The following is a 13,135-nucleotide window of genomic DNA, read 5'->3' on the forward strand; positions in this document are numbered from 1 at the left end:
TATGTATTATAAAAAGATCTTTGATCTTTTGCCAGATTATATTTTTATACATGATAAAGATGGCTATATAAAAAAAATGAACAATACTTCCCTTAAATATTTCAAGGGATGCGAAAACATCTATACCATTATCAAAGAAGAGAGAATTATAAACAAAATATATAACCACTCCAGTGATCTACCACTAAAAGCAGGTGAAACCTCACTAATATTACCAAACAGAGATAAGATAGTAATAAATATCACATCAAGAAATTTTGAAACCAGTTTCAGCAAGCATTATAAGCTAACAATATTTAAAGATATTACTCACGTAAAAGATGTAGAAAAGCAGTTTTGCATTGCCCAAAAGCAGGAAGCTATTGGAGCAATGGCCGCAGGATTTGCCCATGACTTTAAAAACATACTAAATAATATAAAGCTTTATCTTAGACTTATAAGGCAATCCGGGGACTTATCACAGGTATCGAAATACGCTGGAATCATAGAAAACATGATTCAGGATTCAAATAACTTCATAAGGCATGTACTAAACGTTACGAGGGATACCTCTGCAAACTACGAAGAGGTGATGATTGGCGAACTCATAAGGGAAGATTTGAATATCATTGAAAGGATATTACCCAAAAATATCAATATAGACTTTATTGATATGGCCAAAAATGCAATTGTGAGATTAATAAGAAGTAGGTTTACACAGGTGATTTTCAATTTGGTATTAAACTCTGTGGAGGCAATTGGGCAAAACTCTGGAGATATATTGATTTCTATCGAACGTACGAATATAAAAGAAAAGCCTTTTGTAAAATTATCTATATCGGATAATGGGCCAGGCATACCGGCAAATATAATTGATAGGATCTTTGAAATGTTTTTTACCACTAAACCCAATGGATCCGGACTGGGGTTATCTATGGTGAAGATGGCAATAAATGATTTTGGCGGCTATATTAGTGTTGAAAGCCAGGAAGGTAGCTCCACCACATTTAAAATATTCCTACCTGAGGTCGTTTATGGTGAATCAGTATAACCTCAGGTCATTATTTTCCGATGAACAGATAGAACAACTTCAACCAGTTTTAAAACATTCTTTATTCTTGAAAAATAAGATTTATACCGATCCATCCCTTGCATACTCAGCCTTTAACAAATTAAACAGTGTAAGGGACAAAGCAACTATCCTGAGTGAGCTTTTAAACCTTACCAATTCAGGAGTAAAAGATCAAAATTCTGAAATATACAATATGCCAGAGACGAAGTTTTTGGAATACTTAAGAGATTTTAAATACATAGAATATATCATAATTGCATTGGAAGAGTTATATTTCAAAAAGGATATACAGGAAATAACTAACCACATTTCATCTTTTGCTTCAGCTATACTAGAGATATCATACCGATATGCTTATAGATTTCTTGAAGAAAGATATGGTAAACCAAAAGATGAAGAGGGCAGAGATGTACCATTTTCTGTAATAGGGCTTGGTAAATTAGGTGGAAGGGAACTAAATTTTAGCTCAGATATAGACATAATGTATGTTTACGGTACGGAGAAGGGTAAAACAACAGGTGGAAGCAAGGGTAGACTTTCAAATCACGAATTTTTCGTCAAATTAGGGGAAAAGATTAAATATTATATAAATGAGAGAACGGAAAAAGGTTTTGTTTATAGAGTAGATTTAAGATTAAGACCGGATGGTGATAGGGGTCCTCTGGCACTGCCATTGAGAAGCTATGAGACCTATTATGAGCTTTATGGTCAAAGCTGGGAAAGGATGATGCTTTTAAAAGGTACTGTGGTGGCTGGTGATGAGGAGTTAGGCGAGAAGCTGCTTAATAACCTTAAGCCCTTTATTTTCAGAAGAAATATAGACTATAAATTGATAAATGATCTTCTGGATGTAAAATCTAAGATTGCTGGTCATGTTAAATTAAAATCCGGGAAAAAAGATGTTAAATTGGGTTACGGCGGCATCAGGGAAATAGAATTTACCGTTCAGGCACTACAGATATTAAACTACCCCAAGAATCCCAATGTATATAGAAAAAATACTATTGAATCGATTGTAACTCTACATAAATTTAGACTTCTATCGGACGATGAGGCATTAATTCTTGAAGAATCATACAGATTTCTTAGAAAATTAGAGCATATGGCCCAAATCGAACTGGAGCAGCAGACCCATTCTATCCCCGAAGACTCTGAACGATTTTCACTATATCTTGAGAGAGTAGGTTTTTCAAATCCAGATGATTTTTATAAAAAATATTCTGAGGTCACAAACAACGTAAATAGGATATTCAAAACGATTATTTCGGAAGGGAAACCCACCCTTTCCAAAATTATCTCTGATGAGGATCTGGAAAAAGAGGATCTGATAAACTTCCTGAAAAGTGAAGGCTATATAAACCCAGATATTCTTGCAGATATTATAAAAAAGATGATTTCAAAAAGAGGAGATAAACTTAGAGGTGCCACTGAAACAAAGCTATTTCTAAACCTTCTGGAAATAATACTGACTGAGATAAAAGAGATGGAGGATGCCCCAAAGATACTTAGCTTCTTTGAAAGATTTTTTTCAAGATCAGATATACTATATTTATTCTACGACATCTTTTCAAATTCACCTGCAATACTAAAAAAATTAATTACTATAATTAGATATAGCAATTACCTCCCAAACTTAATATTACAAAATAGAAATTTACTGGATTATATCTATGATCCAAAGATTACAGATTACTCATCCCAGGAGATTTATGAGATATTTCTTAATACCGTTTCCAATACCGATGATGAAGAGTTTGAATATAATCTTACGAGGAAAAAATTTCAGGAGCTATTTTTCAACGTAGCCTACTCCTATTTGAATAATGAGATAAACATAATTAGATGTGGAAAAAATCTCACTGAGCTTGCCCATGGGGCAATTTTATTTGCATTTAATAGGGAATATGAAAAAGTGGTTAATCGGTATGGAAGACCCCTGAAAAAAGATAACAGATTATCTGATTACCTTATTCTTGGTATGGGAAAACTCGGTAGTGGAGAGATGAGCTTTGGTTCTGATCTTGATATCATTGTTCTTTATGAAGAGGAGGGATTTACGGAATCTGGCAAGACAAATCAGGAGTTTTTTTCAAGACTTGTTCAGAAAGTGATATCCTACCTCGCCACCCCAACAGTATATGGGTATCTTTATGAAATAGATATGAGATTAAGACCCAGTGGTTCAAAAGGAGCACTGGTGACAACCTTTCGTTCATTTAAAGATTATCAACTAAACAAAGCGATGTTGTGGGAAAAACAGGCACTACTAAGGGCTGACGTGATAAACAAAAATAGTAGTTTGAAACAAGATTTTGATAATTTACTAACAGATTTAATTTTTTCAAAATCTATAGATAAAGAAGCTATAAAAGAGATATTTGATATGAGAATGAGGATAGAGAAGGAGAAAGGGGAACCTTATGAAATATATGATATAAAAGCAGGCTATGGTGGGATAATAGATATAGAATTTACTGTTCAGATGATCCAGTTGGTTCATGCCAGAGAGCACAATGAATTACGTTTAAAAAATACCCATGATCTTCTTCATCAGATCAGAGAGTTAGATATTATCAAAGGTAGGGACTTTTATGCTTTCCACAATAACTACGTTTTTTTTAGAAATATTGAGAATTTTATACGCATTTTAAACAATAAATCCACATCAAAGATACCGAAAAATGAAGATCACTTTAAGAAGTTGATAGATTTCTTAAAGATTAAAAGTACAGATAAATTTTTTTCTCACTTAGATGATGCAAGAAAAACTGTAAGGAATAGCTTCAACAGGGTTTTTGATAGTTATACAAGACCATGAAAATATTGTTTATCCTCGATTATACGACTTTTAGAGAAAATATATTTGATGTGGCAAAAGAGGCTTCAACATATGCGGATGCTATATGGTTTAGAATAAAAAATATTGACACTGTGGATATTCTTTATCTGTCAACACGGTTGCGCAACGATTTACCATCATCACATCTGATTTTATCAGAAAGACCAGATATAGCCCAGATAGCAGGTTTCAACGGGGTACATTTAGGTTCAAACTCTATCCCCACACATACTATAAAGAAAGCTTTTCCTGATTTAGAGTTAGGTTATTCAGCTCATTCTATAAATGAGATAGAAGAGATTGAGGCCGACTATTATACGTTGAGTCCAATTTTCTATACTAAAAAAGAGTATGAGGTAGATCCATTAGGTCCAGTTAATGTATCTTTTGTGGGAAAAAGGATATACGCTCTTGGGGGTATAAGCATCAATAACGTAGCTGAACTATTTAATCGTGGTTTTTACGGGATTGCAGGGATATCCTTTTTCAAAGATTTAAATGTTCTATCAAGAAAGATTAAAAGTTGCTAATAAAAAGGCTGGAACTTTTTAAGTTCAAGCTGGATATACTTTATTTAGTTATACCACCTTCCAGCTTAAATTCATAATCTGGATCTTCTATCTTATGAATTTCAAAATTTTTAAACAACCACCCTTCATATCTATTTTCACCTTTTGCAATCTTCACCTTAACAGCAGGGTTTTTCTCTTCAGCAGTAAGAGAGGTAATGTTTTCGGTCCCCATATTAAAGTCTGGTAGATATGCTTCTACAAATAATACTAAAGGAGTATTTGGAACTTTTGTTTCCTGACCAATAGGTGCATTTACGGAAATTGTTTTATTGTCCTTTACAGATATTATATTGATTTTAACTGCTTTATATTTTTTTGCCACCTCATCCGGAACAACTATCGGTTTAGGTTGTTTAGGCTGAATATTACCATCCCCATGAGGATTTACAATCTCATTATCAGCTGGGGCAGTCTTTTGAACAGATGTAGTTTCAGTTTTATTTGTGGATGTTGAGGCATCTTCCTTAACTGTATTTTGGGAGCATCCAAAAATTAATAGACTGATCGTAAAAAGGGAAACTAAAGTGGTTAATCTTTTCATAAATTCTCCTACGATATATTTAAAGAAGCGGAGAGAAAGGGATTTGAACCCTTGGTACCCCTTTTGGGGGTACACTCGATTAGCAATCGAGCGCCTTCGACCCGACTCGGCCATCTCTCCAATTGGGAAATTTTTATACAGTAATAAAGAACTTATGTCAAGAATTTTCAAAAAGAAACAAAAAAGGCGGGGTTTATCCCGCCTCTTATACGGAGGTTTTACTGTGAAATTGGTATTGGCCCTCTTACATAACCAAATGGGTTAACATGTACCTGAAATTTGTTTTTACCATCACTTACTGTGAAGAAATAAGCTGTACCTCTTGGGACCTGTATTTTCTGCTTATTTTCAATTTTATACCCTTTCAAATTTTGCGATATAAAATTTTCAGCTGTCTTTGTGGCATTCTCCTCTGTCACAGCATTAGTGGCATTTGCTCCAGGTCCAAACCCTTTGCCAGCCATCATACCAGGCCCCATACCTTGTCCCATTTGACATGGTCTTTGAAATCCATTGCCTTTTCCTGGGCCGTATCCATAAGGCCCATAGGCAAATACTGTTCCTGCTAAAATTGCTAATATTGCTGTTCCTGTTAAAAGTTTTTTCATAAAAGCCTCCTTATGCTTTATTGTGCTGACTATTTTATTGCAACCGATATGCCACTATTTTTACAAAGCACAAATGATTGATAAGATTGAAATTAATATTTTGATCTTATGAAAAACTATGAATTTATTTCACAAAATGAGAAATCAGATTGTAAAGTGAGAAAAAAGGAAAGGGGAAGTTGTTTAGACACTTCCCCATGAATGTTATCTATTTTTTGGAATTAGTACTATCCCTTTTGCAATATCACTATTTATGCTGCAGCTACCATTAAAACATGCGTCGGGGCCAGAGATGATCGTATATGATGGCTCAAAATAGTAATCCCTTTTACACTGTTCATCTTCACATTTTACAGCAGCAAAAGTAGACATTACACCATTGTGGTACTTAGAATTGACGTATACCTCTTTAGTTCCTTTAGGGGCTTTCATATACGAATAATTAGTGTAAGCTATGTTATACTTGGTATCGATCCCCATGCATCCATCTATATCAGAATACTTAACATAAGGGATCCCATTCTTTCCTGAAATATATCTATCAAAAAATTCTCCACTGTCCACGGGAAGCTTTTCTCCGAAATGCTCTGAAAATAGACTAACAACTTCAATATCTGTAAAAGATGATCCTCTTCTCTTTAACACTGGAGTAGTTTTTATTAATCGCCCATCTATGGTAATATAGCTATTTACCACTTCAAGAGAGGTGGCAATAGGTATGAAATATTTTGCAACTTTCGTAAAGCTATTTTCGTAAATATCAATAGCAGCGATCTCCGCCTTCCCGGCATACTTGAGGAATCTCTTATAATTGCCAGAAGTGTTATATGGATAGAATCCTGCTGTGATAATATACTTGACCTTACCATCCTCAAGGTCTGTTAGAAATTTTCTGAGTCTTTCCCTATCGACACCAAGTCCCGCTTTAAAAATGGCGGTAATGTTAGTTTTATCACTTACGTTGATGAAGCAATTGATCTTATCTATTCCAATAAAATCGGCAAATGAAAATACAGCATTTAACTGAGATTCTGATTGAATGTATTCATTGCCAACTATAATGGCCACCTTTTTGGCCTTTGTAATATAGCTTGCAATATCCCTGCTAAGATCGTCATCACCTTTTTTTATCTTTTCAAAAACACCAGCAAAATCACCATAGTCTGCAAGTATTGATGCATCCGTAAAGAAATCGTACTCATACTTCTTAAGGCCTATCGTGACAAGTCTTGAGTTGTTATGGATTACGGCGTTCATCACCCGCCATTTAATACCCAGAGCCTCCGTAGAAAGATCTGAGCCTATCACAAACACGAGTTCTGATGATTTTATGTCATCTAAAACACCATAGTTATCAAAAGTACCAAATTTCTCTTTGTAAGCTTCATAATATCCATTTTCTTCAAAATCTACATCAGAAAATATTCTACAGCCAATCTTTTCGGCAAGGTATTTATATGCAAAAATCGCCTCAGTGGATAATCTACTACCCACTAACACCGCAACAGAATCACTCCCATAATTGTTTAGTGAAGATTTAATCTTTGATACCGTATTTTCCACAACATCTTTTAATGAAATCTCTTTAAATCCATTATCATTCACAGATGGAAAAGATATTCGGGCAGGGTGATCTGGATGTTTGTATGAATATCTACCCAGAGCACATATGAATGAATCCTTTGTGGATCTTGCCCTGTATACTTCATCATCTTTTATATCATATTCCACAGAACAGCCCACTGGACACATTGTGCAGACACTTTCCTTCTTCTCAAGATCCCAGCTTCTCACGCTGTGTTTGTATGGCTTATCCAGTAATGCCCCCACAGGACAATAATCAACACATAAACCACAAAAATCACAGTTTAAAGTGTCCCCTTTTGATGGGACAATTAGATTGTTAAAACCTCTGTTCTCAATCTTTAAAGCACTATTACCGGTAATTTCATGGCAAATCTTAACGCATCTTTCACATAATACGCATAGATTTGCATCATGAATGATCATATTCCAGTCAAAGGTAGGTTTATTTGGTTTCTGGGATTTTACAGATTCCTCTTTGATTCCAAAACTATAGGCTGTATCCTGAAGCATACATTCCCCGGCTTTATCACAAACAGGACAGTCCAATGGATGCTTTATAAGTATAAATTCCATCATTCTATTACGATGTTTTTTTACCTCTTCTGTATCGGTGTATACCTTCATCCCATCCACCGCATAAGTAACACATGCAGCCATAGGCTTTGGATAACCTTCCACTTCCACAAGACACAACCTGCAGGCTCCTGTGGGAGTAATATGTTCAAGGTAGCACATAACAGGGATCTGGATATTATTTCTTCTTGCTATATCAAGGATTGTATCACCTTCTTCAAAATTATAACTATTTCCATTAATTATTATCTCTGGCATAGCGACCTCTTAAAAATTTTTATTCTCCAATAGTTACCATTGCCATTCTCATACACCTTAGGCATCTGGTGGCTTCCAGGTATGCCTGTTTTTCAGTATAAGGCTTTTCTATCTCTTCAAAATTTTTGATTCTGTACTGTGCATCAAGCTTTTCCTGATGAACCCTATGTATAGTCGGCGTTTCGCATACTTTTTCAGTTTTGTCAAAAACTTTATTTTTATACAATGTTAATTGTAGTTTTTCCTCGTCTGTAAGATAAACATCTCCTTCCATCAGATATCTATCCATCATAATTGCTGCCCATCTGCCTGCTCCAATAGCTTTTACAACAGTATTTGGTCCCCACTCACAGTCACCTGCTGAAAAGATACCCGGCACATCTGTCATGTATAGATCTTCCTTTACACTTATGGTATTCCACTTTGTAACTTTGATGCCGTCAGATTCCTTCAGGAAACTGAGATCAGGGTACTGACCAATTGCAGGTATGATGGTATCGCATTCTATAATAAAATTTGACCCCGGAACTGGCTCAGGCTTCCTTCTGCCTGATTCGTCCGGTTCACCAAGCTGCATCCTCACACATTCCATACCCACCACTTTTCCATCTTTGGCAATGATTTTAACTGGATTTATGAGGAAATGAAACTTTACTCCTTCTTCTTCCGCATCAGCCACCTCGTAATCCTCTGCGGGCATTTCAGCCCTTGATCTCCTGTACACAAGGTTTACATCAGTACAGCCCAATCTGATGGCAGTCCTTACACAGTCGATGGCGGTATTACCACCACCCACAACCACAACACGGTTACCTATTTTAATCGGTTTTTTAAGAGAAAAATCCTGCAAAAAGTCGATACCACTGGTCATGACACCTTCATATCCGGCGTCTTCCCCTTCCACACCCATCTCTCTACTTTTAAATGCACCGATTGCAATCAAAACGGCATCATACTCTTTTTTTAGATCATCAAGGAATATATCTCTACCAAGCTTGGTATTATATTGGATTTCTACACCGAGAGACTGTATAATCTCCACTTCCCTTCTCAAAAGCTCCCTCGGCTGTCTGTAATCAGGGATACCCACCGCTACCATACCACCAGGTTCCGGAAGCATATCGTATATTTTAACCGTATGTCCCAACTGCGCAAGATAATAAGCAGCAGTAAGTCCTGCGGGGCCTGCCCCTACGATACATACTTTTTTATCTGTTTTATCCCTGTATATAGGTATCTGAGGTTTTTTATGGTGATAATATTCATAGTCCCATGGGGTTCTTTTCAATACCATTATGTTTACAGGATCGTCCACCAACCCCCTTCTACAGTTTTTCTCACAAGGGTGGGGGCAAACACGGCCACAAACACCAGGAAGTGGCATAGTTTCCCTGATTATAGCGAGAGCTTCGTCAAATCTATAATCTTTTATGGCCTCGATAAACTCAGGTATTTTCACATTTGCCGGACATCCCGCTGTACATGGTGCCGTAAGATGTCTAACATATCGGTATTGTTTACTTACATTTAAGCCTATCTCATCGCTGAAATGTTCGATAAATTTTATAACAGGTATCACCGCAGTGGGTGCCACTGTACATTTTGCAGACTTGTTTATAGAAACGCAGAGATCCTTAATAAGATCGAGAGGTGCTGCATTTGACTTATCTTCCCTGAGTTTCATCAATTCCTCAGCAATGATTCTAGTCCCCGTTCGCCCCGGAAAACATCTGCCACAACATCCATAGCTACTAATTTCAAACATATAATCCGCAAGCGTTTTTAAAATGTCGGCTTCTTTATCAAAAACAAGAAAACCATCCCAGTTTACAAACGCTTTAAGAGGCTTACCGTTAAACTTATCATCAATCTTGATGGGACTTTCCGTCCATTCTTCGGTAGCTTTACCTCTGTTATCTATTACTTTGTCCTTCCATACACCAAAGTATACTTTTGCCATACATATAACCCCATAAAATTTTTCCTAAAGTTCTCGGTATACTGTATACAATTTTTATTAGCATAAAAATATAACGTTGTCTACATATTTGTTTACAAAAAAGATACTTAGCTCTGATTAGACCTATCATATTAAAAATTTTAGGTATTCATCAATGAAAAAATAGATATAAACACCACCATGGGGATTTGGAATTACTTCAGCAAGTAAATTATCTTTACAAAATTTACAAAATATTTGCAACTTTTAACACAACATTACAAATTTTCTTCTATTATAGAAGTACAAATAGCATGGAGGTGTGTATGAAATTTAGTAAGTACCTATTTTTATTTTTGATAGTTTTTGTTCTGACTGCCCCCGTATTTAGTAAAACTGTCAAAGCTCCACCCAAAAAGAGTGTACACCCTGTTCCAATGGAAGATGGCAATTGTGAAAGCTGTCATGAAGGATCAAAACAGTATGAGCAGTGGAAGAGCAGTGCCCATGGACTAATTTTGGTAAAATGTGAAGTGTGTCATGGCGAAGAGAAAACGTTCCAAAAGACCCCTCCTGATACCGTTTGCAGGGGATGCCATGCAGACCAGACAGCAACAATGCCTGCAGGGAAAACATGTGTAACATGTCATCCGGCACACACTTTTAATGTTCACAAATCTGTTAATTACAATAAGTAGTTTTGGAGGTTGATATATGATATCAAGAAGAGATTTTATAAAATTAAGTGCTGCAGTAGCCACAGCAGCGGCGGCTGGTATAAATCTTTCATCAAAGGCAGAGGCAAAAGATGCTGATGTTGACAGATGGGTGAAGGGGACATGTAGATTTTGTGGGACTGGTTGTGGTGTTTATTTAGGGGTAAAAAATGATAAAGTAGTAGCCATAAAAGGGAATCCAGAAGCTAAAACAAATTTTGGATTTTTATGTGTAAAAGGTTTCTTAGCGTATAAAGTAATGTACCATCCAGACAGGCTAAAATATCCGATGATAAGACAATCTGATGGTAAATTTAAACGGGTTAGCTGGGATGAAGCATTAAATTATGTTACAGAAAAGTTTAAATATTTTCATCAAAAATATGGTAAAGATTCTGTCGCCTATTATGGTTCCGGACAGGCAATGACAGAGGAGACATATACCTTCAATAAGCTCTGGAAAGCCGGATTCCGCAGCAATATGGTGGAGGGGAATCCAAGACTCTGCATGGCAAGTGCAGTTGCTGGATATATAACTACGTATGGTTCAGATGAACCTATCGGTAGTTATTCCGATATCGAACATGCAAAATGCTTGTTTATAGTTGGATCCAATACAAGTGAAGCCCATCCGATAATCTTTAGAAGGATTATGAGAAGAAAGATGTCAAATCCCGATGTAAAGGTTATCGTATGTGAGCCAAGAAAAACAAACACATCTAAAATAGCTGATCTGTGGCTACCTGTTGACCCAGGTACTGACCTTGCAGTATTTCACTGTATGGCTCGGGAGATTATAAAAAATGGATGGCATGACAAACAATTTATAGATGAGCATACAAGAATCACAGATGGTGAAAAGGTGTACGAGTTCAACCATTATGTTCAGTTTCTGGAGCAGTTTACCCCAGAAGCGGTGGAAAAGATTACCAGATGCCCAGCTGAAAATATCAAAAAAGCTGCAGAGTGGTTTGCAAAACATGGCCCCACAATGTCCCTCTGGTGTATGGGGTTAAATCAAAGGACAAGAGGTGTGTGGGCAAATAACCTTGTGCATAACCTTCATCTTATTACAGGCCAGATAGGTTATCCTGGTGCAGAGCCTTTCTCCCTCACAGGTCAACCCAATGCTTGTGGCGGTGTTAGGGAAACTGGAGCTCTTTGCCACCTATTACCAGGGACAAAACCTGTAGCTGATCCTAAATGGAGAGCCCATTGCGAAAAAGAGTGGGGAGTACCCGAAGGGACGATTGATCCAAAGCCTGGGTTTCACACTGTAAAAATGTTTGAAAGCCTGGGCGCTGAAAATGATACCACAAAACCTATAAAAGCAATGCTTGTATGTACCACAAACCCAGCCCAATCTCTTCCAAATGCGCATAAGTATATCAAGAATATGAAAGATGCTTTTCTTGTGGTGTTGGATATATTTCCCACCAGGACTACACAGCTTGCCGATGTAATACTTCCGGCTGCATTTATTTATGAAAAAGGTGGAGTGTATGGATGTTCCGAAAGGAGAAGTCAGCACACAGATAAAGCTGTCAATCCTCCGGGAGAAGCAAAACCAGATATCTGGATAGCAGCACAGATAGCAAAAAGAATGGGGCTTGAAAAACTTATTCCATGGAATATGGACGATCCTCAGAAAGCAAATGCCCTTGCATGGGCTGATTATACCAGAGTCACAAAAGATACAGATCATACATTTGCAGGCGTAAGTTATGAGAGAATTAAAAAAGAGAAAGCAGGTGTACAATGGCCCTGCCCATCTCCTGATCACCCTGGAACTGTAAGAAGATATGTGAGAGGATTAGATCCAATGTTTGATCATCAAGGGTTTTTGGAAAAATTTGGCAAAAAAATCCCTTCTGATAAAAAGATCTACTTCTACATGGATGCAAAAAATGAAGGCAAAGCGAATATCTTTTTAAGGCCATACAAACCTGCTGCAGAAAATCCTGACCAGGAGTACCCATTTTTCCTGACGACCGGAAGGGTTATTGAACACTGGCATACAAGCACTATGACAATGAGAATACCTGAGATATCAAGGGCTCAACCTTATTCTTTTGTGGAAATACATCCGGAAGATGCAAAAAAATATGGTATAACCAATGGTGATATGGTGGAAGTTGCCAGCAGAAGAGGTAAGGTAACATTACCAGCTGTAGTTACTCAAAAGTCACTTCCGGGTATACTATTTATTCCTTGGTATGACCAACATGTAGACAGAATGGTAAATTTTGTATGTAATGATGCTGTTGACCCTGGCTCCTTCGAACCTGAATATAAAGTGGCTGCTGTAAAAATAAGAAAAGTATCAGGTCCGGTTAAGCTTAAAGATAAATATATTATTTCAGATGTAAACGAAAAATTTGTGTAATGGGCATTTCACAGGTAAGGGTGGGGATATCCCATCCTTGCCTTATAAAAACTATGTAGGGGGAA

At 36.8% G+C, this 13,135-nt stretch carries 9 protein-coding genes and 1 tRNA gene; 5 read left to right on the forward strand and 5 right to left on the reverse strand.

The window, feature by feature from the left end; all coding sequences use genetic code 11:
• The first annotated feature begins 1 nt into the window (after nt 1).
• Genes ACP5Q2_RS00085 through ACP5Q2_RS00095 form a run of 3 tightly spaced genes read left to right on the forward strand, consistent with a single transcriptional unit; the run spans nt 2 to nt 4,420 of the window.
• On the forward strand, nt 2-1,030 hold the full coding sequence (locus ACP5Q2_RS00085; RefSeq protein ID WP_428096022.1) for a two-component system sensor histidine kinase NtrB: 1,029 nt from the start codon (nt 2-4) through the stop codon (nt 1,028-1,030).
• On the forward strand, nt 1,014-3,869 hold the full coding sequence (gene glnE / locus ACP5Q2_RS00090) for a bifunctional [glutamate--ammonia ligase]-adenylyl-L-tyrosine phosphorylase/[glutamate--ammonia-ligase] adenylyltransferase (RefSeq protein ID WP_428096024.1): 2,856 nt from the start codon (nt 1,014-1,016) through the stop codon (nt 3,867-3,869). The genes ACP5Q2_RS00085 and glnE overlap by 17 nt, the downstream gene beginning before the upstream one ends.
• Nucleotides 3,866-4,420: a thiamine phosphate synthase gene (locus ACP5Q2_RS00095; RefSeq protein WP_424604538.1), complete on the forward strand. Its 555-nt coding sequence runs from the start codon at nt 3,866-3,868 to the stop codon at nt 4,418-4,420. The genes glnE and ACP5Q2_RS00095 overlap by 4 nt, the downstream gene beginning before the upstream one ends.
• Nucleotides 4,421-4,460: 40 nt before the next feature.
• Here ACP5Q2_RS00095 and ACP5Q2_RS00100 read toward each other — a convergent pair whose 3' ends face one another.
• From ACP5Q2_RS00100 to ACP5Q2_RS00120, 5 genes are all read right to left on the reverse strand, one after another.
• Nucleotides 4,461-5,003, reverse strand: a complete 543-nt coding sequence (locus ACP5Q2_RS00100; RefSeq protein ID WP_428096026.1) for a hypothetical protein — start codon at nt 5,001-5,003, stop codon at nt 4,461-4,463.
• Nucleotides 5,004-5,031: 28 nt separating this feature from the next.
• A tRNA-Ser gene (locus ACP5Q2_RS00105) sits at nt 5,032-5,123 on the reverse strand.
• Nucleotides 5,124-5,221: 98 nt separating this feature from the next.
• A complete protein-coding gene (locus tag ACP5Q2_RS00110; RefSeq protein ID WP_424604540.1) occupies nt 5,222-5,611 on the reverse strand; it encodes a PepSY domain-containing protein in 390 nt (129 codons plus the stop codon).
• 204 nt (nt 5,612-5,815) lie between these two features.
• A complete protein-coding gene (locus tag ACP5Q2_RS00115) occupies nt 5,816-8,029 on the reverse strand; it encodes a 2Fe-2S iron-sulfur cluster-binding protein (protein ID WP_428096028.1) in 2,214 nt (737 codons plus the stop codon).
• A gap of 19 nt (nt 8,030-8,048) precedes the next feature.
• Nucleotides 8,049-9,989: an FAD-dependent oxidoreductase gene (locus tag ACP5Q2_RS00120; RefSeq protein ID WP_428096030.1), complete on the reverse strand. Its 1,941-nt coding sequence runs from the start codon at nt 9,987-9,989 to the stop codon at nt 8,049-8,051.
• 305 nt (nt 9,990-10,294) lie between these two features.
• On the opposite strand from ACP5Q2_RS00120, the gene ACP5Q2_RS00125 reads away from it, so the two are divergent.
• Nucleotides 10,295-10,666, forward strand: a complete 372-nt coding sequence (locus ACP5Q2_RS00125) for a hypothetical protein (RefSeq protein WP_424604543.1) — start codon at nt 10,295-10,297, stop codon at nt 10,664-10,666.
• A 16-nt stretch (nt 10,667-10,682) separates the two neighbouring features.
• The gene (locus ACP5Q2_RS00130) at nt 10,683-13,070 is read left to right on the forward strand and encodes a molybdopterin oxidoreductase family protein (RefSeq protein WP_428096032.1); all 2,388 of its coding nucleotides are present in this window, start codon (nt 10,683-10,685) and stop codon (nt 13,068-13,070) included.
• The last annotated feature ends 65 nt before the right edge of the window (nt 13,071-13,135 follow it).

It is taken from the genome of Calditerrivibrio sp. (assembly GCF_049968475.1).
Lineage (GTDB): Bacteria > Chrysiogenota > Deferribacteres > Deferribacterales > Calditerrivibrionaceae > Calditerrivibrio > Calditerrivibrio nitroreducens_A.